Below are 26,668 nucleotides of genomic sequence, written 5' to 3'. Positions count from 1 at the left end.
GCTCATATGAACATTGACACTGTGTTTTTATTCCGGAATCCGTAGCATTGCCGCTCGCGGAATAACCGCCGCGACGATCATGTCGACGAAAGCCGCTTCTGCGGCACGATCCGCCAGCCGAGATTCACCCCCGCCGCGGCCAGCAGGATCAGCACCGCGCCGAGCACCTGAATCCATGCGAGCGTCTGCCCGAACGCGACCCGATCGACGATGATCGCCACCACCGGATAGATGAACGACAACGCGCCGGTCATCGAAGTCGGCAGTTTCTGGATCGCGCCGTACAACAGCACGTACATGAGGCCCGTGTTGACCACGCCGAGCACGACCAGTTCGAACCACTGCGCGCCGCTCGTCGGCAGCGCATCGAAGCGCACGAACGGTGCGAGCATCACGACCCCGAGCGACACCTGAATCAACGCGATCAGATGCGGCGGCGTGCCCTTGAGCCGTTTCGTGATGATCGACGACACCGCGTACATCGCCGCCGCGCCCACCGCATAAGCAACGCCGACGAGGTATTGGCCCGGCACCGCAAGCACCGCCGGCTCGACCTTCACGACGAACACGAGGCCGATGAATGCGACCACCAGCCACGCGATCGCCGACGCGCTGATGCGCTCGCGAAACACCAGCGCGCCGAGCGCGACCAGCATGAAGGGCTGGGTGTTATAGACGGCCGTCGCCATCGAGATCGACGCGCGCGAATACGCGGCGAACAGCAATACCCAGTTGATCACGATCGCCGCGCCGCCGAGCAGCGCGAGGCCGAACATTTTCCACGAGAACAGCTTGCGCCTGAAGAGCCCGAGCACGGCGCAAACGAGCGCCAGCGTCGCGCCGCCGAAGATACAGCGGAAAAACACCACGTTGAACGGACTTTGCTGCGACGACACCACCAGCCAGCCGATGGTGCCGGACATCAGCATCGCCATGCTCATCTCGGCGGCCCCGCGGCGAATTTCGTTTGACGCCATGATTCGATCCTCGAATTGATTCCTGCATGATGAGCAGTGTAATTAATCCGATCGCACGAATACATGGCTAAACTTAGGCTCTTGCGCGAGCCCACCTAATAGTCGAAGGCCATCATGACCAAACGCCTTGCCGCGTCCGCGCCGTCCACCTCGCTCGACGACACCGACCGCGCGCTGCTCGCCGCGCTCGCGCAGGACGCGCGCCAGCCGGTCAGCGAACTGGCGCGCGGCGTGGGACTGTCGGCGCCGAGCACCGCGGAGCGCATCCGGCGGCTCGAAGCGCAAGGCGTGATCGAGCGCTTCACGGTGCAGATCGATCCGCGCGCGCTCGGCTTTACGCTGCAGGCGATCGTGCGCGTGAAGCCCTTGCCGGGTCAGTTGCATCTGGTGGAGGACGTGATCCGGCGCATTCCGGAGTTCGTCGAATGCGACAAGGTGACGGGCGACGATTGCTTCATCTGCCGCCTCGTGCTGCATTCGATCGAGCAGCTCGACGAGATTCTGTCGAAGGTCACCGAGCGCGCGGAGACCAGCACCGCAATCGTCAAGTCGACACCGGTCGCGCGCCGCCTGCCGCCGCTCGGTTAGGCATCAATGCGCGCGGCCGGGCTCGCCACGACGCCGGCGCCAGCTTCCTTTGATGCTGGCGACTACCGTTCAACGGCTTCGAAGAACGACAGCATCTCGGCGACCAGTTCGTCCGGCGCCTCTTCGGGGATGTAATGCCCGCACGACAGCGTGCGGCCGCTCACGTCGCGCGCCACGTGACGCCATTCGGCGAGCGCGTCGAAGCACTTCTCGATCACGCCCTTGTCGCCCCACAACACGCGCAGCGGACAGCCGATCTTGTTGCCCCGCTCGATGTCCGCACGATCATGTTCGAGGTCGATGCTCGCCGACGCGCGATAGTCCTCGCACATCGCGTGCACCGCGCCCGGTTGCGCGAGCGCCGCGCGGTACGCATCGAGCGCGGCGGGCTCGAACGGCGCAAGACCCGCGTGACGGCCACCCATCACCGCATCGACATAGGCGGCCGGGTTCGCGCCGATCAGCGTCTCCGGCAACGGCTCCGGCTGGATCAGGAAGAACCAGTGGAAGTAGTGCGTCGCGAACGTGCGGTCGGTGGCTTCGTACATCGCGAGCGTCGGCGCGATGTCGAGGAGCATCAGACGCTCGACCGCATCGGGATGATCGAGCGCCATCCGATGAGCGACGCGCGCGCCGCGATCGTGTGCGCACACGAGGAATTTTTCGAAGCCGAAGTGACGCATTACTGCGACCTGGTCGGCGGCCATCGTGCGTTTGGAATACGGCGTGTGCGTCGCGTCGCTCGGCGGTTTGCCCGACGCGCCGTAACCCCGCAGATCGGTCGCGATGACGGTGAAGTGTTCGGCGAGTTGCGTGGCGCAGCGCTGCCAGATCAGATGTGACTGCGGATGGCCGTGAAGCAGCAGCAGAGGCGGACCTGCTCCGCCCTTCACTCCGAAAATATCGACATCGCCCACGGCGACGCGAAAGGGCGTGAAACTCTCGAAGGCCATGGCGTCTCTCTCTTTTATCATTTGTGAGTGACTGCATTGTAGAAGGCCAATGTGTCCGCGAGGGGTGGGATAAACCACGCAAACATAAAACCTGAATACTCCTTCCAACCGTTCCAAACGAAGCACCGGCCGTGCGTAACCTGCTTCGCCTATAATCGAACGACCGTTCTTAAATAGTCGTACGGCCTGGGCCGATGGAGGTCGTCATCGGCACTGCGGCATGACGTGAGCCTGCTTCGATGCGCCGCCCGCCATGTGCCGCTAAACTCATCAAACGCCGGGCGCTTCACGCTGCACCGGTCCGTCCAAATCAGGAGACTCGCACTATGGCATTGCCCGCCGTCCTGCAAAACCTTGCTCTGCCCGTCGTCGCTTCGCCGATGTTCATCGTCAGCTATCCCGAACTCGTGCTGGCCCAATGCAAGGCCGGCATCGTCGGCTCGTTCCCGGCGCTCAACGCGCGGCCCGCCGAATTGCTCGACGAATGGCTCACGCAGATTCAGGCGCAACTCGCCGAACACAAGGCGGCCAACCCCGATGCGATCATCGGGCCGATCGCCGTCAATCAGATCGTCCATCAATCGAATACGCGGCTCGAACACGACGTGCGCGTGTGCGTCGAACACAAGGTGCCGATCTTCATCACGAGCCTGCGTGCGCCCGCGCGTGAGATCGTCGACGCCGTGCACAGCTATGGCGGCATCGTGCTGCACGACGTGATCAATCTGCGCCACGCGCAGAAGGCGCTGGAAGCGGGCGTCGACGGCCTGATCCTGGTGGCATCGGGCGCGGGCGGCCATGCAGGCACGACCTCGCCGTTCGCGCTGGTCGGCGAAGTGCGGCGCATCTTCGACGGCCCGATCGTGCTGTCGGGTTCGATCGCCAACGGCGGCTCGATTCTCGCGGCCCAGGCGATGGGTGCGGACCTCGCCTACATGGGCACGCGCTTCATCGCGACCAAAGAGGCGCACGCGGTCGACAGCTACAAGCAGGCGATCGTCAACTCCACGGCCTCGGACATCATCTACACGAACCTGTTTACTGGCGTGCACGGCAATTACATCCGCGAAAGCATCCAGAACGCGGGGCTCGACCCGGACGCGCTGCCGGAATCGGACAAAACGAAGATGAACTTCGGCAGCGACAAGGCGAAGGCGTGGAAAGACATCTGGGGTGCGGGCCAGGGCGTCGGCCTGATGGACGATGTGCCAAGCGTCGGTGAACTGGTGCAGCGTTTGTCGCGGGAATATGACGACGCGAAGGCACGCCTGGGGATCGGGCGATGAGTTTCGCGGTAACGCATTCGCTTCAGCCGTTGGACTGAAGCGCCGCGTAAGAAGGTTGTGCTGCGGCTCGCTTCAAGCGGAGCCGCAGCCCGCGCGTCGCCTGCGTACTCGCCTACATATTCCTCCGATACTGCCCACCCACCTCGAACAGCGCGTGCGTGATCTGCCCGAGCGAACACACACGCACCACGTCCATCAGCACCGCGAACACATTTTCATCATCGATCACCGCGCGCTTCAGACGTTCGAGCGCCGCCGGTGCCGCTTCGCGATGGCGCGCCTGGAATGCGCGCAGACGCGTTAGCTGACTCTGCTTTTCGTCGTCGGTGGAACGGGCCAGCACGATCGGCTGCGGCGCTTCATGCGGATGCGCGCTCAGGAACGTGTTCACGCCGACGATCGGATACGAGCCGTCATGCTTGCGATGCTCGTACAGCATCGACTCGTCCTGAATGCGCCCGCGCTGATAGCCCGTTTCCATCGCGCCGAGCACCCCACCGCGCTCGGTCAGCCGGTCGAATTCGGCGAGCACCGCCGCCTCCACGAGATCGGTCAGTTCCTCGATCACGAAGCTGCCTTGATTCGGATTCTGATTCTTCGCGAGCCCCCATTCACGGTTGATGATCAATTGGATCGCCACGGCGCGGCGCACCGAATCCTCGGTCGGCGTGGTGATCGCTTCGTCGAAAGCGTTCGTGTGCAGCGAGTTGCAGTTGTCATAGATCGCGATCAGCGCCTGCAGCGTGGTGCGGATATCGTTGAAGTCGATCTCCTGCGCGTGCAGGCTGCGGCCCGACGTCTGCACGTGATACTTGAGTTTCTGGCTGCGTTCGTTCGCGCCGTAGCGCTCGCGCATCGCGATCGCCCAGATGCGCCGCGCGACGCGGCCCAGCACCGTGTACTCGGGGTCCATCCCATTCGAAAAGAAGAACGACAGATTCGGCGCGAAGTCGTCGATCGACATGCCGCGCGCCAGATAGGCCTCGACGTAGGTGAAGCCGTTCGCCAGCGTGTAGGCAAGTTGCGAAATCGGATTCGCGCCGGCCTCGGCGATATGGTAGCCGGAGATCGACACCGAGTAGAAATTGCGCACGCCGTGCTCGACGAAATACGCCTGAATATCGCCCATCACCTTCAGGCTGAACTCGGTCGAGAAGATGCAGGTGTTCTGGCCTTGGTCTTCCTTCAGGATGTCGGCCTGCACGGTACCGCGCACATTTTCCAACGCCGTGCAGCGCGTGGCGGCGAGTTCGTCGTCGGTCAGCGGGCGGCCTCGTTGCTGTTCGACGCGCGCGATCTGCTGATCGATCGCGACGTTGAAGAACATCGCGAGGATAGTCGGCGCGGGGCCGTTGATCGTCATCGACACCGACGTTTGCGGCGCGCACAGATCGAAGCCGTCGTACAGCGTTTTCATGTCGTCGAGCGTCGCGACCGACACGCCCGAATTACCTACCTTGCCGTAAATGTCCGGGCGTTCGTGCGGTTCTTCGCCGTATAGCGTGACCGAATCGAACGCGGTCGACAGACGCTTGGCCGGCATGCCCTCGGAGAGCAGTTTGAAGCGACGGTTGGTGCGCTGCGGATCGCCTTCGCCCGCGAACATGCGGGTCGGGTCCTCGTTCTCGCGGCGGAACGGAAACACGCCGGCGGTGAACGGGAAGTAGCCGGGCAAGTTGTCGAGCATCAGCCAGCGGAGAATTTCGCCGTGGTCGACGAATTTCGGCAGCGCAACTTTGCGGACCTCGGAGCCGGAGAGCGTCGTCACGGTGAGCGCGGTGCGGATCTCGCGCTCGCGAATGCGGACGATGTGCTCGGCGCCGGCATAAGCGGCGACGGTTTGCGGCCATGTGTCGAGGAGGTGGCGTTCGCGTTCGCCGAGGGCGGCGGTGCGTTGGCTGATCAGGCTGTCGAGGGCGGTGGGCGTGGAGTTGTTTGGGGTCGTGCGCGGCCTGGTTTCTTGTGCGCCAGTGTTGGTAGCCCTGCTCGCAAATGCGCCAGCGGTGGTGTGTGCGGAGGCGTTTGTATCGACTTGTGCGGCCGCGCTAGAGGCTATGCCATAGCCTGCAGCCGCATCTGCTTCCGCTTGGGCATCCGCGCCTGAACTTGTTCCCACTCCCTCACTCGACTCACCCAGCAACCGACGCGCTTCGATCAGTTGCCAACGTTCACGCGCGATTCGCGCCTGCTCGTCGGCTCGCGCGCGGTACGCGTGGACCGTCTGCGCAATCTCGGCGAGATAGCGCACTCGCGCCGGCGGCACGATCGCATTGCGGCCGCTCGAAAAGCGCAGACCGTCGGGCGTCACGAGGCGCCCCCCGCCCGGGCGCAAACCATGCCCGCGCAGCGCAGCGGCGACATCGCGGTACAACGCGGTCACGCCGTCGTCGTTGAAGCGCGAGGCGATCGTGCCGAACACCGGCATCGCGTCGGGCGCCTTCGCGAAGTCGGCGCGATTGCGCTGCACCTGCTTCGCGACGTCGCGCAACGCGTCGGCCGAGCCTTTGCGGTCGAACTTGTTGATCGCGACGAAGCCGGCGAAGTCGAGCATGTCGATCTTCTCCAACTGGCTCGCCGCGCCGAACTCCGGCGTCATCACGTACAGCGATTCGTCGACGAACGGCACGATCGCTGCGTCACCCTGCCCGATCCCGGACGTCTCGACGACGATCAGATCGAAGCCTGCCGCCTTGCACAGCATCAGCGCGTCGGGCAACGCGTCGGAGATTTCGCTCGATGCTTCACGCGTCGCCATCGAGCGCATGTAGACGCGCGCGCCGCCGCCCCAATCGCCGATCGCATTCATGCGGATTCGGTCACCGAGGAGCGCGCCGCCGGACTTGCGGCGCGACGGATCGATGGCGAGCACGGCGATGGTGATTGCGTCGCCGTAGTCGAGCCGGAAGCGGCGGATCAACTCGTCGGTGAGCGATGACTTGCCGGCGCCGCCCGTGCCGGTGATGCCGAGTACGGGGACCGTGGCCGCTTTCGCGCGGGCCGAGAGTTGTCCGCGCGTCGTGGCGTCGATGTTGCCGGTTTCGAAGGCGCTGATCAGTTGCGCGAGCCGGCGGAAGATGAGGGAGTCGGGATTGGCGGTGTTGGCCGCATGCGCTGCGCGCGCGCCATGGCTCGTATCAGCCACCGCCTCTACCTGAGTCGCATTGCCGGATGAATCGCGCGCACCGTCTGCATGAGCATGACCGGCGTTGCTGCGAGCATCGGCTCGCTGCAAACCCCAACCCGATAGCGCCCGCGCCGACAGATCGGCGACCCATTCGCCAATCGGTGGCTGCCCTGCCGCCATCGCCACGCGCGCCCCTTCGGCACAACGCGCGATCATGTCGTCGATCATCCCTTGCAGGCCGAGCCGTTGCCCGTCCTGCGGCGAATAGATTTTCTCGACGCCGTAGCGTTCGAGCTCGACGATCTCTTCAGGGACGATCACGCCGCCGCCACCGCCGAACACCTTGATGCGCTCGCCGCCGCGAGCGCGCAGCAGATCGACCAGATAGCGGAAGTATTCGTTGTGGCCGCCCTGGTAGCTGGACACGGCGACGCCGTCGGCGTCTTCGTGCAGCGCGGCGGTGGCGACTTCATCGACGGAACGGTTGTGGCCGAGGTGGATCACCTCGACGCCGCTCGCCTGCAGAATGCGTCGCATGATGTTGATCGACGCATCGTGGCCGTCGAACAACGCAGCAGCGGTGACGAAGCGCAGGCGCCGGCCCGCGGGCAGCTTGTGGCTGCTGCCGCGCTGCGGCGTGGACAGATCGGTCATGTCTCCCCCAGATCGTTACGCGTATGGGTGCTGGCAACCAGTATAGCGAAATGGGTTCGGGCGGCTGGGCCGCTGCGGCGGCGTTCTGGGACGCGGTGGAGTCACCCGACGCGCAAGGTCCGCTACCGCACCGCCAGCGCCTTGATCTGTTCAAGCGACGGCCACAGCGACTCGTTCGCGAACCGCTCCGCCAGAAAATCGACGAACGAGCGCACCTTCGCCGACAAATGCCGGCGGCTCGCATAGACCACGTTGATAGGCAGCTCACGCGGCGGCACATCGTCGACGAGCAGGGGCACGAGGCGGCCCGCCGCCAGGTCGTCGCCGATCACTTCCGTGCCGAGCATCGCGATGCCCGCGCCTTGCAGGACGATCACGCGCTGCGCTTCCAGATGATTGACGATCAGGTTGCCCGACAGACGCACGCGGGGCGACGCATCGCCGGTCGCGAGTTCGAGCGCCGACACGCCCGCGTACTGCAGGTAGTTGTGGTTCGCGAGTTCGGCGATGGTCTTCGGCGCGCCATGCCGCCGCAAATACGCAGGCGATGCGCACAGCACCAGATGAGCGGTCGCGATCTGCCGCGCGATCAGCGACGACGACTTCATGCCGCCCGGCGAAGCGCGGATCGCGACGTCGAAACCTTCGTCGATCAATTCGACCACGCGGTCGGACAAGGTGATGTCGACGGTGACCTGCGGATACTGCGCAGCATAGTCCGCGACTGCGGCCATCACGTGGCTCAAGCCGAACGCCGACAGCGACGACACCCGCAAGCGCCCCTGCGGCACGACGCTCGCCGCGCCAACGACCTGCTCGGCTTCCTCCAGCTCCGTCAGCACCTGGCTCAGGCGCTCGTAGTATTCGCGCCCCGCCTCGGTCGGCGCCACGCGTCGCGTGGTGCGGTTCAACAGGCGTGCGCCGAGCTGCTGCTCGAGATGCATCACATGCTTGCTCGCCATCGCCGCCGACATCTCCATCCGCTCGGCCGCGCCGACGAAACTGCCGACTTCGACCACGTGGCGGAACACTTTCATGCTGACGAGGGTATCCATCTCAATCGCTCGCTGGAGGAATCAATCGACGCCATTCTGCCGGGTTTATCAAAAGATGGTCGGCAAAGCCGCGCGATGCCAATCGGCGGAGCGTCGCGTGACGAACGGCGGGCGGCGCCGAAGCTTTATACGGGCAAGGGGCGAACGCCAGATGCGACAAAGCCCGCCTTCCGATGGAAGGCGGGCTTTGCTATTTCTGCCTGTTTCTGCCTGTGGCTGTCTTGGAACGGCGGCAACGACGCGGCAACCACGCCACTGCTCTGTACGAGCCGGAGCGTCTCGCCGGCCCCCTCCGGCGCTTAGAACTTCGCGCGCAGGCCCGCGCCGTAGGTGTTGCCGCTCGACTGGCCAGTGATATGGTCGTACAGGTACGCCGCGTAAACGTCCGTACGCTTGGACAACGGATAGTCGTAGCCGACCGCCGCCGTTTGACGGGTCTGGTTCGAGCCACCGCCGTTGCGCGAATACGCGTACGACGCCATCACCGAGCCCGGACCGAACGGCACCGTGACGCCCCCTTGTCCCGTGTTCACGTGCCAGCTCGTGACCTGCTGGTTGTTGTACGTGTACATGTACTGGCCGTAGAGCTTGACGAACTTCAGGTCGTACGAGACGCCGGCTTGCGCGACGCTCTGGCTGCGCAGGCCCGGAACCCCCGAGGTCTCGAAGCTGCCGAGGTCACCGGGGACATTGTTGAAGTTCACGTACTGGTACACGGCCGTCGCCGCGAACGGACCGTGGAAGTACAGCACCTGGCCGCTCCACTTCTTCGCGCCGGTCTGCGTCGTGTTGCCGAGCGCGTACATCGCCGTCGCCGACAGGCCGTTGAAGTTCGGCGACGAGTACGACACCGCGTTGCTCCAGCCCGAATCGCCGGTCACGCCCTGATCGGTGTCGTAGGTCGGGAACGTGCCGAGGCCGAGGTACGTGTGGTACACCATCGGCGAGAACACGTACGAGTCGACGAACGGGTTGAACAGAATGGTCGACACGAACAGCGGCGTTGTCAGGCGGCCAGCCGTCACCGTACCGTACGGCGATTCGATACCGACGTAGGCGTTACGCGAGAACATCGTGTCGCCCGTGAAGCGGCCGTACTGCCCGTTCTGCGCGAGGAAGAAGCCTTCCAGCGCGAAGATCGCCTTGTAGCCGTTGCCCAGATCCTCAGCCCCCTTCATGCCCCAGTACGACGTCGACATACCGCCGCCGGACACCACTACCGCGGTCTTGCCCCCCGGGAATTTCTGCGAGCCGACCCATTCGTCGACCTGGCCGTAAAGCTGCACGCTCGATTGCGCAAAAGCAGACGATGCACTGGCCAGCAGAGCGGCACACGCGGTTGCCTTGAGGGTGGTCTTCAGCGCACTGCTGATGCTTGTTTTCATGAGTTCTCCAAGTCTTTGTCAAAAGGGGTGGCCGTGCGAAAGGGGGCGCTCGCGCGAACCATTGTTGTTGTCCGTTCGATCATCGAGCCAATCTGGGCGGAGATCATCTTTGCGGACCATTTTTATGAACAAAAATATCGCTGGTTATTGCGGGTATATCGGTCTGATTAGTTTTGTCGCTTATCGGCCTGATACGGCCCGGCTAAGACGGCGTCGCCGGACCGCCGCATGCATCGGCTCATCACGCGAAGCGGCCCGGGCAGAGCACCGGACCCGCCAATAACGCCTCAAATAGCGGCGGATGACGCGGCGCAGTGGAATCGTCCCGAATTTGACGACGAGAGCGGGTTGCCTGCCGAGTGTTTTCAAAAAAAGTGTGGCGTCGAAACGTCAGATTGAGAGGCGGCGCAGGGGATGAGGCGGAGGGCGGGGTGGACGCGCGTGCGTGGGTAGGACGGCAAACCGCGGATGGAAGATACGGGTGTGCTGCGGATGCGGGTGCGGGTGCGGGTGCGGGTGCGGGTGCGGGTGCGGGTGCGGGTGCGGCGGGACGATATCAGCCAGGAAAGATCGGGGCGGCGTTGCACCATCTTCGGCCCGAGCGCGATGCCCGCACTGCGACTCTCATGACTGTCCGCTGCTTTCGGAAAACCTATCCGGAAGCGGGCAATCGCCAGTCCTCAATTGCGATACGGCGAACCTTCCTGCTGACGCGGATCGTCGGACTGACGCTGCATCGCGCGCGCGGACCCGCGCTCCTCGTTGTAGCGGGCGACGTCGGCGCGAATCGAACCGCTGCGCACCGGCCCGTTGGGCGGCGGCCGCGGCCCCGAGCGCGACTCGGCGCTTACCGGCGTAATGGCACCGGCGTACTGCATGCGCCCACGGCCGTCGCCGGCATAGCCCGACGGACCGGTCACGCGGCGCATATCAGGGCGATAGACGCCGAAGCTGTCCGGGTAATTGCCGTCCGCGAAATTCGAGTTACGTTGGGGCATGCGCGGGTTGCGGTAGCTCGCCGAGGCCATCGAGTTACGGCCGGCACCCGCTGCGGCGACACCGTGGTAGCGGCTGCTGTTGCGTGCATCTCCACGCATGGCGTGATCTACGCCGGCATGCGAGTGAAAAGAGCCGCCCCCGTGCGGCATGGCCGGCGCTTTCGCGTAGACGAACGAACACAGCGCAGCGATGACCGCGCCCAACGCCCAGTGCCTCGTTCTCGACAACCCGTCCACCTTGGTGACTCACATGCCCGAAGACTTGCCTGAAGACCACCGTTCGAGCTGCGATGGACTTGTTCTGGGACTGGCGAAAACGCCGCGATGCCGTCGCGGCGTCGGGCATCCCGACGGCCTTTGAACCGTAATTTATGGGTGTGTGCAAAGGGTGTCGAGCCAAAAAGTGTTAGGCCTGATCGGTGGATGTAACACCTTGTTACTGCGACGTTTTTCTACGACATTCGCCTTGCGCGAAAGTGTTGAAACCGCTTGCTCCCATCGTTTGCACGGCTCAACGAACGCGCTTTCCGATGACGAATTGTCGCCTCGTTGTCGGCTTATCTTTCACGACCGGATGGACCAATCACTCGTCCTCGCCAATACTGGTGACCAGGCGCCTGCACTGACCCACCACATAGCGAACCCTTTTGATGCGCAACGATCATTAATCGATTCGGTAAATGAATTTGCTTTTTCAATCGATTTTCAACAACAATAGCCGTTTCCCATAGCCGGAGGCGGCGCCTTCACGCGCATGTTCCGTGCTATTCCGCACCACCGAATCGAGATTCCGACATGGCTCGCCCGAAACTGCTTCCCGACAACTTCACTCTGTGCCTCGTCGGCACCGTGATTCTTGCCAGCCTCCTGCCGGTTCACGGTCAGGCCGCCGTCGGGTTCAACTGGGTGACGAACGTGGCGGTCGGCCTGTTGTTCTTCCTGCACGGCGCCAAGCTGTCACGCGAAGCGATCATTGCGGGCGCGACGCATTGGCGTCTTCATCTGGTAGTACTTCTCAGCACGTTCGCGCTCTTCCCGCTCCTCGGCCTCGCGCTTAAGCCGATCCTTTCGCCACTTGTCACGCCGGCGCTCTATGCGGGGGTCCTCTTCCTCTGCACGTTGCCATCGACGGTTCAGTCGTCGATCGCATTCACGTCCATCGCCAAAGGCAATGTACCGGCTGCGGTGTGCAGCGCGTCGGCCTCGAGCCTGCTCGGCATCTTCATCACCCCGGCGCTCGTCAGTCTCGTCGTCACAAATCAGGCGGCGGGCAGTGGCGCGTCGCCGTGGCATACGGTAGGCAACATCGTGCTGCAGCTGCTCGTGCCGTTCGTCGCCGGGCAGTTGCTGCGCCCGCTGATCGGCAAGTGGATCGAACGCAATCGCGGCGTGCTGAAGTTCGTCGACCAGGGCTCGATCCTGCTGGTGGTGTATGGCGCGTTCAGCGAAGCGGTCACCGAAGGACTGTGGCACCAGATCCCGTTGTCCGCGCTCGGCGGCCTGCTGCTCGTGAGTGTCGTGTTGCTCGCGCTCGCGCTGGCCGTGACGATCTTCGTCAGTAAGCGGCTCGGCTTTAACCGCGCGGACCAGATCACGATCATCTTCTGCGGGTCGAAGAAAAGCCTCGCGGCCGGCGTGCCGATGGCCAAGGTCATTTTCGCCTCGCATGCGGTGGGCGCCGTGGTCTTGCCGCTGATGCTGTTCCACCAGATCCAGTTGATGGTGTGCGCCGCCCTCGCGCAACGCTGGGGCGCGCGCGACACCAGCGGCGAGACCCCGGCCGCCTTGCGCGAGCGGCCCGCTGCCGCCGTCGCGCGCCGGTGAAACCGCGCGCAATGCAAACTGGACATTCATAAGCGCCCTCCCTGAGCGTCGTTCTGAAAAAGCCGCCTCGTGCGGCTTTTTTGTTATTTCACGCTCAAATGCGGACGCTGTCGCCTCGGCCTGATGGCATAGGAAGATTCCTGGGGAGCGGCGCGGGCCGGGAGCCGGTGACGAGATGCACGCGCGCCACGCGTCGCCGAAATCCGGTTAGTTCGCAGGCTCATGCGCCGAAGCGTCGACATCAATCTCTGCGCCTACCGCCGTAACGGTCCACACCGGCCAAAGCCAGCGCTTTGCCGCGCGACGCCCGCACAAATCAGGGACTGTTTAGCTAATTTTACTAAACAGCACATTCCGGGCCAACATCAAGACCTACGGGTATCCCCCGGTTTCGACCAGGCGCACACCTGCCATTTTTTGCGGCGTTTTACTATACAATCGCCCGAACCCAAACACCGTGCGGCCGCCGCCCGCGACCGCCTGATTCGATGGCCACAACCATCCGCGATATCGCCCGCGCGGCGAGCGTGTCGATCGGCACCGTCTCGCGCGCATTGAAGAACCAGCCGGGTCTGTCCGAGGCCACCCGCGAGCGCGTCGTCGCGGCGGCGCGGCAGCTCGGTTATGACGCCGCCCAGTTGCGTCCGCGCATCCGTCGCCTGACCTTCCTGCTGCATCGCCAGCACAACAACTTCGCTGTCAGCCCGTTCTTTTCGCACGTGCTGCACGGCGTCGAAGACGCGTGCCGCGAACGCGGCATCGTGCCGTCCGTGCTGACCGCCGGTCCCACCGAAGACGTGATCCAGCAGATGCGGCTGCACGCGCCGGACGCCGTCGCGGTGGCCGGCTTCGTCGAGCCGGAAACGCTCAGCACGCTGGTGGCGATGCAACGCCCGCTCGTGCTGATCGATCTGTGGTCGCCCGGTCTGCGCTCGGTGAATCTCGACAACGTCGCCGGCGCCACGTTAGCGATGCGGCATCTGTTCAGGCAGGGACGCAAGCGTGTCGCGTTCATCGGCGGCTCGCTCGCGCACTTCAGCATCGCGCAGCGCGCGCTCGGCTACCGGCAGGCGTTTTTCGAAGCGGGGCTGCTGTTCGACCCGTCGCTGGAAGCGACCATCGACGCCGGCCTCGACCCCGACCGCGGCGCCGCGCTCGCGATGCAGCGGCTGCTCGACGCGCCGGGCCCGCGCCCCGACGCCGTCTTCGCCTACAACGACGCCGCCGCGCTCGCCGCGCTGCGCGCGTGCCTCGCGCGCGGCCTGCGCGTGCCCGAGGACATCGCGATCATCGGTTTCGACGACATCCCCGCCGCCGCTCACGCCACGCCGCCGCTGTCGACCATTTCGGTCGACAAGGAGGCGCTCGGCCGGCGCGGCGTCGAGCTGCTGCTTGAAGACACACCTGCCGAGCTGGAAGTCCGCTTGCCCGTTCAACTCATTGCCCGCGCCAGTACTCTGGTGAAAACGCCATGACGCAATCCGACCCGCTTCACCCCGCCAACGACGCCGCCGCCGTCCCGCCCGTCGAGAGTTTCCGCAGCCGCGAGTTCCTGCTCGCGCACGTCGAGGACACGCTGCGCTTTTATGCGCCGAACGTGTTCGATCCGAGCGGCGGCTTCTTTCACTTCTTCCGCGACGACGGTTCCGTCTACGACACGACCACGCGGCATCTGGTGAGCAGTTGCCGCTACGTCTTCAACTACGCGATGGCGTATCGCCAGTTCGGCGATCCCAAGCATCTGGAATACGCACGCCACGGTCTGCGTTTTCTGCGCGAAGCGCATTGGGACGCGCAGCACGAAGGCTACGACTGGGAGCTCGAATGGAGCGACGGCCGCAAGCGCACGCTCGATGCGACGCGCCACTGCTACGGTCTCGCGTTCGTGCTGCTCGCGTATTCGCACGCGGCGATGGCCGGCATCGAAGAAGCGAAGCCGATGATCGGTGCGACCTTCGAACTGATGGAGCACCGCTTCTGGGACGCCGCCGCGGGTCTCTACGCCGACGAGGCGTCGCCCGACTGGCGGGTGAGTTCGTATCGCGGGCAGAACGCGAACATGCACACCACCGAGGCGCTGCTGGCCGCGCATGAAGCGACCGGCCACCTCGTCTACCTGGATCGCGCCGAGCGCGTCGCGTCCAACATCACGCTGCGCCAGGCGAAGCTGTCGCAAGGCCTCGTGTGGGAGCACTTTCACGCGGACTGGTCGGTCGACTGGCATTACAACGAGGAAGACAGCTCGAACATCTTCCGTCCGTGGGGCTTCCAGCCGGGGCATCAGACCGAGTGGGCGAAGCTGCTGCTGATTCTGGAGCGCTTCCGTCCGCTGCCGTGGCTGCTGCCACGCGCGATCGAACTGTTCGACGCCGCGATGACGCACGCCTGGGACGAGGACCACGGCGGCCTCTACTACGGCTTCGGCCCGGACGGCACCGTCTGCGATCACGACAAGTATTTCTGGGTCCAGGCCGAAACCTTCGCGACTGCCGCGTTGCTCGGCAAGCGCACCGGCAACGAGCGTTTCTGGGACTGGTACGACGAGATCTGGCGCTATAGCTGGGCGCATTTCGTCGATCACAAATACGGCGCGTGGTATCGCATCCTCACCTGCGACAACCGCAAGTACAGCGACGAGAAAAGCCCGGCCGGCAAGACCGACTATCACACGATGGGCGCGTGCTACGAAGTGCTGGCGCATGCGCTGCCCAACGGCGCCGATGCTACGCACACCACGAGCGCCGCGTCCGATTCAGCGGAGAAAGCACAATGAGCCATTCGAACCCAGGCGCCGACTTACCTCTCTTCGTGTCGGCCGGCGACATCCTCACCGATCTCGTGCGCACCGGCGCGTCGCAATGGCTGTCGCGTCCCGGCGGCGCCGGCTGGAACGTAGCACGCTGCGTCGCGCGGCTCGGCTTGCCGACCGCGTGCGCCGGCTCGCTCGGCGTCGACAACTTCTCCGACGAACTGTGGAACGCGAGTGTCGCCGCGGGTCTCGACATGCGCTTCATGCAGCGCGTCGAGCGTCCGCCCTTACTCGCGATCGTGCATCAGACGCATCCGCCCGCGTACTTCTTCATGGGCGAGAACGGCGCCGACCTCGCGTTCGATCCGGCGCGTTTGCCGGCGGGCTGGATCGGTCAGGTGAAGTGGGCGCACTTCGGCTGCATCAGCCTCGTGCGGCAACCGCTCGGCGACACGCTTGCTGCATTGGCCGCCGAGCTGCGTTCGCATGGCGTGAAGATCAGTTTCGACCCGAACTACCGCAACCTGATGGAGCACGGCTACGAGCCGACGCTGCGCAAAATGGCGGCGCTCGCCGATCTGATCAAGGTATCCGACGAAGACTTGCGCCTGCTCTTCAAGACCGACGACGAAGCCGGCGCGCTCGCGCAACTGCGCGCGATGAATCCGGCCGCCACCGTGCTGGTGACGCGCGGACCGGAGTCGGCGATGCTGATCGACGGCGCGTCGGTGGTCGAGGCGCGGCCGCCACGGGTTGAAGTGGTCGACACCGTCGGTGCGGGCGACGCGTCGATCGGCGGTCTGCTGTTCAGCCTGATGACCGCGCCGCAGCGCGGTTGGCCCGAGCATCTGGCGTTTGCGCTGGCGGCCGGCGCGGCCGCTTGCCGGCACGCGGGCGCGCATGCGCCGTCGCTGGATGAGGTGGTCGCGCTGCTGTAATCCGCCTGCCTTGCGCGGCGCGCATTGTCACGTTGACACGACAGGGCGCGCCGCCTCGGCGGGAAACCGAAGCTCCGTCATCGTGCTAGGATGAAAAATCCGAAACCGTTGGAAGGAGCGGCGCCGTGGAAGACATCACCTACACCAAGGGCATCTATACCGCGACGGCTTCGGTCAAACAAGTCGGCTCGGATACGTGGCAGGGCTTCGTCACGCTCGCGCGTGACGAAGGCGACGAGAGCGTCGGTCAGGAAACCACGCTCTACGAAGTGGAAGCGACGTCGTCGACGCCCGAGGAGGCGCTCGAAGAAGCCAAGGCGCTCGCTCACCGCATCCTCGGCGAAATCGAACTCTAGGCGACCGGCGCCGCGCGCATCGCGCCGCGCCTCGACGAATCAACCGGACGGAGGCGTTCATGACTGAACAGCTCTTCCTCTACGGCGTGTATTCGATACACGTCCGCCCTCTCGAACTCAACGGCGCGCGCTGGGACGCGGAGTACGAAATCCGCCATCGCGAGAAAGCCGTCAAGACGTGGACCACGGTCGGCGGCGACAACGGTTACGCCGACGAAGCCGAAGCGGTCGCGTCCGCGCATCGGCAAGCGGTCGACGATATCGAGCATGGTGCCGGTATTCCGAAGCCGCGGGCTTTTCCGTAGGCCGTCGTTGGGCAAGCAGCCTTCTGTTTTGGCGGCACACCGATGATGTCGCGTCGCTTCACGCGAATGTGGAGCGTCACTGCGTGCGCTGCATCAAACGCGAGCCCGAATGCCAGCACGATTGCCGACCGCGCGAACACGCCGCTGCGATTGCTCTTACACGCTGCGCGAACGCAACCGCTAGTGCCGCTGCGTGTGTCGGAGGACCGCGACCCCGGCACCGCCCCGCCCCGCCCCGATCCAACATAACAACACCCTTTCACCTCACTCAAGCCCCCGAAATTCCCCTTCCCCGGCCGAATCACCGTGCTACGCTTTGCCCGTTTTCATCCCGCGAGCCTGCGATGGCCACTGAACCGTCAGACCGTTTTCCCGGCATCGGCGACGCGGACGCAAGCGCGCTGAAGCGTCGTGCGCGCGGCAGCCGCGAATTGCGTCTGGACGATCGCGTGGTGATCGCGCACGGCATGCCGACGCCGTTCTGGCAGGACCTCTATCATCGCGCGCTAGTGGTGCGCTGGCCGACCTTCTTCGTTTCGCTCGCGGTGCTGTTCGTGTTGCTCAACACGACGTTCGCCGCGCTCTACATGCTCGGCGGCGCGTCGATCGCCAATCAGTATCCGGCGGGGTTCGGCGGCGCGTTCTTTTTCAGCGTCGAAACGCTTGCGACTGTCGGCTACGGTGACATGCACCCGCAAACCGTCTACGCGCACTGGATCGCGACGCTGGAAATCTTCGTCGGCATGTCGGGCATCGCGTTGGCGACGGGGCTGATCTTCGCGCGCTTCTCCCGTCCGCACGCGAAGATCATATTCGCCCGCCATGCGGTGGTCCGGCCGATCGACGGCCGCATGACGCTGATGGTCCGCTCCGCCAACGCGCGTCGGAACGTGATCGCCGAGGCCCACGCGCGGCTGCGCATCATGCGTCTGGAAACCTCCCCCGAAGGCTTCACGCTGCGCAAGCTCTACGACCTCACGCTGGTGCGCGACCAGCATCCGGTTTTCAAACTCGGCTGGGTACTGATGCACGTCATCGACGAGAACAGTCCGCTGTTCGGCGAAACCGCCGAGACGCTCAGAGCGCGAGACACATCGCTGCTGCTCACGCTCGAAGGCGTCGACGAATCGACTTCGCAAACCATGCAGGCGCGCCACATGTGGAGCTGCGAGCAGATCTTCTGGCAGCATCGTTTCGTCGACATCATGAGTGAGCGGGACGGCGTGAGCTATATCGACTACTCGCACTTCGACGAGATCGTGCCGCTCTGAGCGGATTCGCCTCATGCGAACGCGACGGCTTCGATTGCACTCGATAAGCGACTCGCCAAGCAGTTCCTCGAGCGCCCAGCAAGCCGTGCAATCAGCCACGACAACCGCACCTCAAAACCCAGGGCATACCCGAACCGCGCCGCCGCGTGGTAGATCCGCCTCAAAGACCCGCGAAAAGGTGCGCCTCGTCGCGCCCATTCGCTACCGGCTCATCAAAGTAGCAAAAATCCTCTCTAATCGGCGCTAAAAAATAGAGTCTCTTCCGCAGCGTGTTTTTCGTGGTCCCCACCCCGCGCGCGCGGATGCAGAAAATGGAGACTCACCCATGACCGCTCGCCTGCCCATCGACGGCACGCCCGCTCTCGCCGACTACAAGCTGTCCGACAATCTCACCGCGACGCGCGGCCGGATCTTTCTGACCGGCACCCAGGCGCTCGTGCGCCTCGCGCTGATGCAGCGCGCGCTCGACAAGACGCGCGGCATGAACACCGCCGGCTTCATCAGCGGCTATCGCGGCTCGCCGCTCGGCATGGTCGACCAGCAGTTGTGGAAAGCGAAGAAGCTGCTCGAAGCGAGCGATATCCGCTTCCTGCCCGCGATCAACGAAGAACTCGGCGGCACCGCCGTGCTCGGCACGCAGCGTGTGGAAGCGGACCCGGAGCGCACCGTCGAAGGCGTGTTCGCGATGTGGTACGGCAAGGGCCCGGGCGTCGACCGCGCGGGCGACGCCCTCAAGCACGGCAATGCGTACGGCTCGTCGCAGCACGGCGGCGTGCTGGTGGTGGCAGGCGACGACCACGGCTGCGTGTCGTCGTCGATGCCGCATCAGAGCGACTTCGCGATGATGGCGTGGCACATGCCGGTGGTGAATCCGTCGAACATCGCCGACATGCTCGAATTCGGCCTGTACGGCTGGGCGCTGTCGCGCTTCTCGGGCGCGTGGGTCGGCTACAAGGCGATCTCCGAAACGGTCGAGTCAGGCTCGACGGTCGATCTCGACGCGCTGCAAACAGACTGGGCCACGCCGCAGGATTTCACGGTGCCCGCAGGCGGCCTGCACAACCGCTGGCCCGATCTGCCGAGTCTGACGATCGAGTCGCGCATGCACGCGAAGCTCGACGCGGTGCGCCACTTCGCGCGCGTGAACAGCATCGACAAATGGGTCGCGCCGAGCCCGCATGCGAACGTGGGGATCGTCACGTGCGGCAAGGCGCATCTGGATCTGATGGAAACGTTGCGCCGGCTCGATCTGACGGTCGCGGATCTCGACGCGGCCGGCGTGCGCATCTACAAGGTCGGCCTGTCGTTCCCGCTGGAGATGACGCGCATCGACGCGTTCGTCGGCGGCTTGTCCGAAGTGCTGGTGATCGAGGAGAAGGGCCCGGTCATCGAGCAGCAGATCAAGGACTATCTGTACAACCGCACGCAAGGCGCGCGGCCGGTGGTGATCGGTAAGCAGGCTGAAGACGGCACGTTGCTGTTGTCGTCGCTCGGTGAATTGCGGCCGTCGCGGATTCTGCCGGTGTTCGCGAACTGGCTCGCGAAGCACAAGCCCGCGCTCGACCGTCGCGAACGCGTGGTCGATCTGGTCGCACCGCAAATCCTCTCGAACGCGGCGGACAGCGTGAAGCGCACGCCGTACTTCTGCTCGGGCTGCCCGCACAACACGTCGACGAAAGTGCCGGAAGGTTCGATCGCGCAGGCAGGCATCGGCTGTCACTTCATGGCGTCGTGGATGGAGCGCGACACCACCGGCCTGATCCAGATGGGCGGCGAAGGCGTCGACTGGGCCTCGCATTCGATGTTCACGAAAACGCGTCACGTGTTCCAGAATCTCGGCGATGGCACCTACTTTCACTCCGGCATTCTCGCGATTCGCCAGGCGGTCGCCGCAAAAGCCACCATCACGTACAAGATTCTCTATAACGACGCGGTCGCGATGACGGGCGGCCAACCGGTCGACGGCAGCATCTCGGTGCCGCAGATCGCGCGTCAGGTGGAAGCCGAAGGCGTGTCGCGCTTCGTCGTGGTCAGCGACGAGCCGGAGAAATACGACGGCCACCACGATCTCTTTCCAAAAGGCACCACGTTCCACCGTCGCAGCGAAATGGATGCCGTGCAGCGCGAGCTGCGTGACACCGACGGTGTGACCGTGCTGATCTACGACCAGACCTGCGCGGCGGAAAAACGCCGGCGCCGGAAAAAAGGCGAGTTCCCCGATCCGGACAAGCGTCTGTTCATCAATGAGGAAGTCTGCGAAGGCTGCGGCGATTGCGGCGTGCAGTCGAATTGTCTGTCAGTGGAACCGGTTGAAACGGCCTTGGGACGCAAGCGCCGCATCGATCAATCGTCGTGCAACAAGGACTACTCGTGCGTGAACGGCTTCTGCCCGAGCTTCGTCACGGTGGAAGGCGGCAAGCTGAAGAAAGCCGCAGGCGCCGCGTTCGATCCGCAAGCGCTCGCCGCGCGCGTCGATGCATTGCCGATTCCCGCCACGCAACTCGACGCCGCGCCGTACGACATTCTGGTGACGGGCGTCGGCGGCACGGGCGTCGTGACGGTCGGCGCGTTGATCAGCATGGCCGCGCATCTCGAAGGCAAGAGCGCGTCGGTGCTGGACTTCATGGGCTTCGCGCAGAAGGGCGGCTCGGTGCTGTCGTTCGTGCGCTTCGCCGCGCGCGACGAATGGCTCAACCAGGTCCGCATCGACACGCAGCAGGCCGATGTGCTACTTGCTTGCGACATGGTGGTCGGCGCGAGTGCCGATGCGTTGCAGACGGTGCGTCATGGCCGCACTCGCATCGTCGTGAACACGCACGCGATTCCGAACGCGACCTTCGTGCAGAATCCGGACGCGACGCTGCATGCCGATGCGCTGATCGACAAAATGCGTCACGCGGCCGGTGCCGAGCGCATGTCGACATGCGATGCCCAGGCGCTCGCGACGCGTTTTCTCGGCGACACGATCGGCGCGAACATTCTGATGCTTGGTTATGCCTGGCAACTCGGTCTGGTGCCGGTGTCGTTCGGCGCGATGATGCGCGCGATCGAACTGAACAACGTCGCGGTGCCGATGAATCAGTTGGCGTTTTCGATCGGGCGGCTCGCCGCCGACGACCCGGCCGCGCTCGACGCATTGTGGCAAGCGCGGCACGCGGTGAAGCAAACGGTGCGTGTCGATACGCTCGATGAACTGATCGCGCATCGCGAAGGACGCCTGCAAACGTACGGCGGTGCGGCGTATGTGAAGCGCTATCGTGCGCTGGTCGATGCGGCGCGCCGCGCGGAAAGCGCGGTGGACGCGACGAGCGAACGCCTGACGCGCGCGGTGGCCACGACGTTCGATCGTCTGCTCGCGGTGAAGGACGAATATGAAGTCGCGCGTCTGCATACGGACGCCGCGTTCCGTGAAGCGCTCGAAGCGCAATTCGAAGGCGTGGCGGGCAAGGACTTCGGCATCAAGTTCAACCTCGCGCCGCCGACGCTCACGCGCGCGCAACCCGGCGTCAATCCGACCAAGAAGACTTTCGGTCAATGGATGTGGCCGGTGCTCGGCATGCTCGCGAAATGGCGCGGCCTACGCGGCACGCCACTCGATCCGTTCGGCCGCACGCTCGAACGCAGGATGGAACGCGAACTCGCGAATGACTACGAAACCACATTGCAGCGTGCGCTCGCGAAGCTCGACGCGAACAATCTGGAAGAGGTCGCGAAGCTCGCCGATCTGCATGCGCGGGTGCGCGGTTATGGTCACGTGAAGCTGGCGAATCTGGCGGGCGTGAAGCGTGGGGAACGCGAGCTGGCGACACGCCTGGGGATCGACCCGGCGACGGGTGAAGCGGTGAAGAAGTCGCTCGAAGAGATGAAGGGTGCGGGACAGTTGCGCGGGATTCCAGTGGTAGTGGCGAAGTAGTTGAAGTCATATTGGCTGGCGTAAAAACGCGCGACGCTCAACGCGCCCCGCTCAGCGCGGCGTGAATAGAAAAAGCCGCTTCGAGTGTGAACCCGAAGCGGCTTTTCTTTGCCTGCTACTTTGGCTACGCAACAATGTCGGTCGCGCTGCACTCACCTCACTCGCGCGGCAATCCCACTCACATTCAGCAACGCCTTGACCTGTGCGACCTTTTCCGCATCGACCGGCGCGAGCCCAGTGCCACCCACGCGCACGCCCGAACCGAAATGCACCGCTTCGACTTGCGTTGCGCTCACGAAGCCGGCGATCGCATCGACCGTCAAACCCGCACCCGCCAGCACTGTGCAATGCGACCCGGCGGCTTGCTTCACGAGTTCTTGAATTGTCGGTTGCGCGTTCAGCACCGACGCTTTTCCGCCTGATGTCAGCACGTTCGTCACCGCGTCGAAGCCGAGCAGCACGTCGAGCGCTGCGCGCAGATCGCGTGTTTCGTCGAACGCATGATGGAACGTGACTGCCATGCCGTCGGCCGCGTCGATCGCTCGCGAGAGTCCGTCGCGGTCGATCTCTCCGTTAGCGTTCAGCATGCCGATCACGATACCGTTCGCGCCCGCCTCCTTGACCGCGCGCACGTCGCGCAGCATCACCGCGTAGTCGTCGGCGTCGTACACGAACGAGCGGCTGTGCGGCCGCACGATCACGTTCACCGGCACGCCGGCTGCCGGAATCGACACCGCCGCGACCACCGCTTCAATCAGCCCGACGCTCGGCGTCAAGCCGCCCTCGCCCATCGCGGTAACGAGTTCGATACGGTCGGCGCCCTCTTGCGCGGCGATGCGCGCATCGGCAACCGTGGTGGCAATGACTTCGAGCAGAACGGACATGGGCGGCCAGGTGTCGTTGAAAACGACATCATCTCAGAACCGCTCTTCGTCCACCCAATCGATGTCGCCGCACAACACGCAGGTCTGCTCACCGACGCGCGTCGCCACCGACAGCGTCACGCACGGCAATGCCTCGTTGATCGACAGATACGGTCGCGTCACATGCACACGTTCCGGCGCATTGATCGCGTCGCGGAAGTACGGACGACGCAGCCAGTTCGCCCCTTGCGCGTCCGCGAGCGGCAGGAAGCGCGTTTCGTGCGCCGCGCGATCCGCGCGCAGCACGACGTTGCGGCCCGCTTGCCGGCCCTTCCCGTCGAGCAGGAAGCAGCGCGCGGCATGGTCGAGTGCGAGGAAATTCCAGCACACTTCTTCGAGCGGTTCGCCGGCGGCAAGCCGTTCCGCGGCGCGCTCGAAGGCCCGCAAATACGGCGCGAGCCGGCTCGCGTTGCGGCGCTCGCGCGCTTCGGCCTGATCGCGATAACGCTCGGTCAGTTCGCCGATACACGACACCGCGTGCACCGGGTCGACCGCGCCGGGGTTCGGCCGGCCGAAGAAAAAGCCTTGCACGAAGTCCGCGTTGCACGCGAGCGCCATCTGCGCTTCGTGCTCGGTCTCGACGCCTTCGATCAACACCAGCTTGCCCGCTTCGTGCAGCAACGCGACGAGGCCCGGCAGGATCGTCGCCATATCGGCGCGATGCGCGGCGTGCGACAGCATGATGCGGTCGAGCTTCACGATGTCGGGATTCAATTGCCAGATCCGTTCGACATTCGAGTGCCCCGCGCCGAAATCGTCGAGCGCGATCAGGAAGCCGCGCTCGCGGAACTGGCGCACCGCATCGGCGAGGCGCTCCAGGTCTTCGGCGCTCTGTTCGAGCACTTCGAGCACGATGCGCCGCGGCGGCAGGTCGAGCCGGCGCAGATTGGCGAGCAACGCCGCGGCGTGATACGGATCCGTGAGCGCGCCGGGATGCACGTTCAGAAACAGCCACTCGCGCTCGGCGCCGAGCACCTTGAAATTTTCCAGATGCAACGTCTGCGCGAGCCGGTCCACTTGCAGCACGTCGCCCAGACGCGCGGCCTCGCCGAATACGTCGAGCGGCGACACCGCGCGGTCGAGCACGTCGTGCGCGCGCAGCAGCCCCTCGTAACCGACCGCCCGCATATGCGACAGGCTGAAGATCGGCTGGAACACGCTGGTCAGGGTCAGCTCGCCGTGCTGCACCGAAAATCGTTGAAGGCCCGACGTCACTTCGACATCGAAACCATGCGGCGCGCTGGCCGTCCTATCCTGTTGCGCAATCGTCATGCAGTCCTCTCACGCAATGGCCGGCCCGATCCGATTTCGGAAGCGAATACCTCGGCGCCGTTTTTCAAATGTGCGTCATCGTTACCGCTTAAGCAAGCTCCATGCGCACGCTGGCGCACATTCGGCTGAACTTTGTTCGCACGATTGCACCGGCGCAAGAGTCCATGCGCCGAGCGTGGGCGTGGCGCGCACCGTCGAGGTGCGTGAGCGGCTTTAACGTCCGCGCCAGGCACGGCCCGCCGTGTGGCGCTCGCGATGCCGCCGCGCGCGGTCGGGCTACACTCTGGCCTTGCGCGTCGTAATCCGCACGGCGCCGCGTCGAAAATCTCCGAGGAACCTCCCGTTATATCCGCCCAAATAGACCGATGGAAATAGTCTTTACCGTATTGATTCTTCTGCTTGCCGTCGCCGCTTCCGGCGTCCTCACGCGCACGTTGCCGTTCAAGTTGCCGCTGCCGCTCGTGCAGATCACGATCGGCGCACTGCTTGCGTGGCCGCGCCTCGGATTGCACGTCACCTTCAATCCGGAAATTTTCATGGTGCTGTTCATTCCTCCGCTGCTGTTCGCGGACGGCTGGCGCATTCCGAAGCGCGAATTCTTCATGGCGCGCCGCGCAATCCTGATGCTCGCGCTCGGCCTCGTGTTCATGACGGTGCTGGCGGTCGGCTACTTCGTGCATGCGCTCGTGCCGTCGATCTCGCTGCCGGTCGCGTTCGCGCTCGCCGCCGTGTTGTCGCCGACCGATGCGGTGGCGCTCTCCGGCATCGTCGGCAAGGACAAGATTCCTGGCCGGCTGATGCATATCCTCGAAGGCGAGGCGTTGATGAACGACGCGTCAGGCCTGGTCGCGCTGAAGTTCGCGATCGCCGCCGCGCTGACCGGCGTGTTTTCGCTACGCGACGCGTCGATCAGTTTCGTCGTCATCGCGCTGGGCGGCCTCGCGGTCGGTGCGGCGGTGAGCGCGCTGTTCAGCTTCGTGTCGACGCGCTTTCTGAACCTCGCCGAAGATGGCGACCCCGCGCCCGGCGTCGTGATGACGCTGCTGATTCCGTTCGCCGCTTATCTGACCGCCGAGCGTTTCGAGTGGTCGGGCATTCTCGCGGCGGTTGCGGCCGGCATGATGATGAACTACACGACGGTGGCGAACGCGGGCTCGGTAGCCTCGCGGATCCGGGCCGCCAGCACGTGGACGATGATCGAGTTCGTCTTCAACGGCATGGTGTTCATTCTGCTGGGGCTGCAGTTTCCGCACATTCTCGGCCGCGCGCTGCTCGACGCGCACGAGACCAGCAACGCGCAGGTGGGACTGCTGATCGGCTACATCGCCGCCGTGGGGGCCGCGCTGTACGCGATGCGCTTCGTGTGGGTGTGGCTGCTGCGCTGGTTCGCGAGCCGCGGCGCGGCGAAGCACGGCGTCGCGAACGCGGTGCCCGGTTTGCGCATGGCCTCGGTGACGACGGTGGCCGGCGTGCGCGGCGCGGTCACGCTGGCGGGCGTGTTGTCGCTGCCGGTGTCGTTGCCGGACGGCGCGCCGTTGCCGGGCCGCGATCTGGCGGTTTTCATCGCGTCGGGTGTGATTCTGCTGTCGCTGGTGGTGGCGGTGGTCGGGTTGCCGGTGCTGTTGCGCGGCTGGCGGCGCGGCAAGGACCCGCATGCCGCCGAGGAAGCGCTGGCCCGCACGATGGCCGCGCAAGCCGCGATTCGCGCGGTCGACGAAATGCACGACAAGGAGTGCGCGGATCTGGACGAATCGGCGTCGGCGTATGCGGCCGACGTGACCGCGCGCGTGATGGACCTCTATCGACGCCGCCTCGCCACGCTCGACGACGAGAAGGAGTCGCGCGAACTGGCGCGCCGCGCCGATGCGCTGGAGTTCAGGATGAAGCTCGCGGCGATGCGCGCCGAGCGCAAGACGCTGCTCGCGCTGCGCAGCACTCAGGAGATCAACGACGAGACGTTGAACAAGCTGATGCGCGAAGTGGATTTGTCGGAGACGGCGCTCACGGCGCGGAGAAAATAGAGCGGGGGTTGCGGTGCGTGCGGCGCCGGCATCTTCCGTTCATGATGGAAAAGAAGAAGCGCGCCGCCGACGCTCA

Annotated in this window: 19 protein-coding genes; 11 read left to right on the top strand and 8 right to left on the bottom strand. The window is 64.7% G+C overall.

Going from position 1 to position 26,668, the window contains the following annotated elements:
* Positions 1-77 precede the first annotated feature (77 nt).
* Complete coding sequence (locus BGI01S_RS18505; protein WP_042327430.1) at positions 78-977, bottom strand: DMT family transporter; 900 nt, start codon at positions 975-977, stop codon at positions 78-80.
* Positions 978-1,091: 114 nt separating this feature from the next.
* On the opposite strand from BGI01S_RS18505, the gene BGI01S_RS18500 reads away from it, so the two are divergent.
* On the top strand, positions 1,092-1,565 hold the full coding sequence (locus BGI01S_RS18500; RefSeq protein ID WP_042327429.1) for an Lrp/AsnC family transcriptional regulator: 474 nt from the start codon (positions 1,092-1,094) through the stop codon (positions 1,563-1,565).
* A 62-nt stretch (positions 1,566-1,627) separates the two neighbouring features.
* On the opposite strand, the gene BGI01S_RS18495 is transcribed toward BGI01S_RS18500, so the two are convergent.
* Positions 1,628-2,518, bottom strand: a complete 891-nt coding sequence (locus tag BGI01S_RS18495) for an alpha/beta fold hydrolase (protein ID WP_042327428.1) — start codon at positions 2,516-2,518, stop codon at positions 1,628-1,630.
* A 326-nt stretch (positions 2,519-2,844) separates the two neighbouring features.
* On the opposite strand from BGI01S_RS18495, the gene BGI01S_RS18490 reads away from it, so the two are divergent.
* Positions 2,845-3,804, top strand: coding sequence for an NAD(P)H-dependent flavin oxidoreductase (locus tag BGI01S_RS18490; protein ID WP_042327427.1), 960 nt, complete (start codon positions 2,845-2,847; stop codon positions 3,802-3,804).
* A gap of 112 nt (positions 3,805-3,916) precedes the next feature.
* Here BGI01S_RS18490 and BGI01S_RS18485 read toward each other — a convergent pair whose 3' ends face one another.
* From BGI01S_RS18485 to BGI01S_RS31150, 4 genes are all read right to left on the bottom strand, one after another.
* Positions 3,917-7,582, bottom strand: coding sequence for a methylmalonyl-CoA mutase family protein (locus BGI01S_RS18485; RefSeq protein ID WP_042327426.1), 3,666 nt, complete (start codon positions 7,580-7,582; stop codon positions 3,917-3,919).
* Between the two features lie 122 nt (positions 7,583-7,704).
* Positions 7,705-8,637, bottom strand: a complete 933-nt coding sequence (locus BGI01S_RS18480) for a LysR family transcriptional regulator (RefSeq protein ID WP_042327425.1) — start codon at positions 8,635-8,637, stop codon at positions 7,705-7,707.
* 299 nt (positions 8,638-8,936) lie between these two features.
* Positions 8,937-10,022, bottom strand: a complete 1,086-nt coding sequence (locus BGI01S_RS18475) for a porin (protein ID WP_042327424.1) — start codon at positions 10,020-10,022, stop codon at positions 8,937-8,939.
* A 680-nt stretch (positions 10,023-10,702) separates the two neighbouring features.
* Positions 10,703-11,119: a hypothetical protein gene (locus BGI01S_RS31150; protein WP_232624318.1), complete on the bottom strand. Its 417-nt coding sequence runs from the start codon at positions 11,117-11,119 to the stop codon at positions 10,703-10,705.
* 696 nt (positions 11,120-11,815) lie between these two features.
* On the opposite strand from BGI01S_RS31150, the gene BGI01S_RS18465 reads away from it, so the two are divergent.
* The 8 genes from BGI01S_RS18465 (at position 11,816) to BGI01S_RS18430 (ending at position 22,376) form a co-directional block, all read left to right on the top strand.
* On the top strand, positions 11,816-12,844 hold the full coding sequence (locus tag BGI01S_RS18465) for a bile acid:sodium symporter family protein (protein WP_042327421.1): 1,029 nt from the start codon (positions 11,816-11,818) through the stop codon (positions 12,842-12,844).
* A gap of 488 nt (positions 12,845-13,332) precedes the next feature.
* The gene (locus BGI01S_RS18460; RefSeq protein ID WP_042327420.1) at positions 13,333-14,319 is read left to right on the top strand and encodes a LacI family DNA-binding transcriptional regulator; all 987 of its coding nucleotides are present in this window, start codon (positions 13,333-13,335) and stop codon (positions 14,317-14,319) included.
* Positions 14,316-15,617, top strand: a complete 1,302-nt coding sequence (locus BGI01S_RS18455) for an AGE family epimerase/isomerase (protein WP_042327419.1) — start codon at positions 14,316-14,318, stop codon at positions 15,615-15,617. The genes BGI01S_RS18460 and BGI01S_RS18455 overlap by 4 nt, the downstream gene beginning before the upstream one ends.
* Positions 15,614-16,531, top strand: a complete 918-nt coding sequence (locus tag BGI01S_RS18450; RefSeq protein WP_042327418.1) for a carbohydrate kinase family protein — start codon at positions 15,614-15,616, stop codon at positions 16,529-16,531. Before BGI01S_RS18455 ends, BGI01S_RS18450 begins: the two co-directional genes overlap by 4 nt.
* Positions 16,532-16,656: 125 nt before the next feature.
* Positions 16,657-16,887: a hypothetical protein gene (locus BGI01S_RS18445; protein ID WP_042327417.1), complete on the top strand. Its 231-nt coding sequence runs from the start codon at positions 16,657-16,659 to the stop codon at positions 16,885-16,887.
* Between the two features lie 59 nt (positions 16,888-16,946).
* Positions 16,947-17,192, top strand: coding sequence for a hypothetical protein (locus BGI01S_RS18440; RefSeq protein ID WP_042327416.1), 246 nt, complete (start codon positions 16,947-16,949; stop codon positions 17,190-17,192).
* A gap of 344 nt (positions 17,193-17,536) precedes the next feature.
* Positions 17,537-18,463, top strand: a complete 927-nt coding sequence (locus BGI01S_RS18435; protein ID WP_042327415.1) for an ion channel — start codon at positions 17,537-17,539, stop codon at positions 18,461-18,463.
* 325 nt (positions 18,464-18,788) lie between these two features.
* Positions 18,789-22,376, top strand: a complete 3,588-nt coding sequence (locus tag BGI01S_RS18430; RefSeq protein WP_042327414.1) for an indolepyruvate ferredoxin oxidoreductase family protein — start codon at positions 18,789-18,791, stop codon at positions 22,374-22,376.
* Between the two features lie 152 nt (positions 22,377-22,528).
* Here the strand turns inward: BGI01S_RS18430 and BGI01S_RS18425 are convergent, their stop codons facing one another.
* On the bottom strand, positions 22,529-23,260 hold the full coding sequence (locus BGI01S_RS18425) for a copper homeostasis protein CutC (RefSeq protein ID WP_042327413.1): 732 nt from the start codon (positions 23,258-23,260) through the stop codon (positions 22,529-22,531).
* 33 nt (positions 23,261-23,293) lie between these two features.
* Positions 23,294-24,571 carry an EAL domain-containing protein gene (locus tag BGI01S_RS18420; protein ID WP_042327411.1) on the bottom strand — a complete coding sequence of 426 codons (1,278 nt, stop codon included), beginning with the start codon at positions 24,569-24,571 and terminating at the stop codon, positions 23,294-23,296.
* 365 nt (positions 24,572-24,936) lie between these two features.
* Here BGI01S_RS18420 and BGI01S_RS18415 point away from each other — a divergent pair, with 365 nt between their 5' ends.
* Complete coding sequence (locus BGI01S_RS18415; RefSeq protein ID WP_042327409.1) at positions 24,937-26,592, top strand: Na+/H+ antiporter; 1,656 nt, start codon at positions 24,937-24,939, stop codon at positions 26,590-26,592.
* The last annotated feature ends 76 nt before the right edge of the window (positions 26,593-26,668 follow it).

This window comes from Paraburkholderia ginsengisoli NBRC 100965 (assembly GCF_000739735.1).
Classification (GTDB): Bacteria; Pseudomonadota; Gammaproteobacteria; order Burkholderiales; family Burkholderiaceae; genus Paraburkholderia; species Paraburkholderia ginsengisoli.
Note: the sequence above shows the minus strand (reverse complement) of the source record. Positions and strands in the feature narration are given on the sequence as shown.

Excerpts from the sequence above, each read along its gene's own strand:
- BGI01S_RS18475 (WP_042327424.1), bottom strand. The coding sequence starts at position 10,022 with ATGAAAACAAGCATCAGCAGTGCGCTGAAGACCACCCTCAAGGCAACC.
- BGI01S_RS18420 (WP_042327411.1), bottom strand. The coding sequence starts at position 24,571 with ATGACGATTGCGCAACAGGATAGGACGGCCAGCGCGCCGCATGGTTTC.
- BGI01S_RS18425 (WP_042327413.1), bottom strand. The coding sequence starts at position 23,260 with ATGTCCGTTCTGCTCGAAGTCATTGCCACCACGGTTGCCGATGCGCGC.
- BGI01S_RS18465 (WP_042327421.1), top strand. The coding sequence starts at position 11,816 with ATGGCTCGCCCGAAACTGCTTCCCGACAACTTCACTCTGTGCCTCGTC.
- BGI01S_RS18450 (WP_042327418.1), top strand. The coding sequence starts at position 15,614 with ATGAGCCATTCGAACCCAGGCGCCGACTTACCTCTCTTCGTGTCGGCC.
- BGI01S_RS18505 (WP_042327430.1), bottom strand. The coding sequence starts at position 977 with ATGGCGTCAAACGAAATTCGCCGCGGGGCCGCCGAGATGAGCATGGCG.
- BGI01S_RS18490 (WP_042327427.1), top strand. The coding sequence starts at position 2,845 with ATGGCATTGCCCGCCGTCCTGCAAAACCTTGCTCTGCCCGTCGTCGCT.
- BGI01S_RS18430 (WP_042327414.1), top strand. The coding sequence starts at position 18,789 with ATGACCGCTCGCCTGCCCATCGACGGCACGCCCGCTCTCGCCGACTAC.
- BGI01S_RS18485 (WP_042327426.1), bottom strand. The coding sequence starts at position 7,582 with ATGACCGATCTGTCCACGCCGCAGCGCGGCAGCAGCCACAAGCTGCCC.
- BGI01S_RS18460 (WP_042327420.1), top strand. The coding sequence starts at position 13,333 with ATGGCCACAACCATCCGCGATATCGCCCGCGCGGCGAGCGTGTCGATC.
- BGI01S_RS18500 (WP_042327429.1), top strand. The coding sequence starts at position 1,092 with ATGACCAAACGCCTTGCCGCGTCCGCGCCGTCCACCTCGCTCGACGAC.
- BGI01S_RS18495 (WP_042327428.1), bottom strand. The coding sequence starts at position 2,518 with ATGGCCTTCGAGAGTTTCACGCCCTTTCGCGTCGCCGTGGGCGATGTC.
- BGI01S_RS18440 (WP_042327416.1), top strand. The coding sequence starts at position 16,947 with ATGACTGAACAGCTCTTCCTCTACGGCGTGTATTCGATACACGTCCGC.
- BGI01S_RS18435 (WP_042327415.1), top strand. The coding sequence starts at position 17,537 with ATGGCCACTGAACCGTCAGACCGTTTTCCCGGCATCGGCGACGCGGAC.
- BGI01S_RS18415 (WP_042327409.1), top strand. The coding sequence starts at position 24,937 with ATGGAAATAGTCTTTACCGTATTGATTCTTCTGCTTGCCGTCGCCGCT.
- BGI01S_RS18480 (WP_042327425.1), bottom strand. The coding sequence starts at position 8,637 with ATGGATACCCTCGTCAGCATGAAAGTGTTCCGCCACGTGGTCGAAGTC.
- BGI01S_RS31150 (WP_232624318.1), bottom strand. The coding sequence starts at position 11,119 with ATGCGTGGAGATGCACGCAACAGCAGCCGCTACCACGGTGTCGCCGCA.
- BGI01S_RS18455 (WP_042327419.1), top strand. The coding sequence starts at position 14,316 with ATGACGCAATCCGACCCGCTTCACCCCGCCAACGACGCCGCCGCCGTC.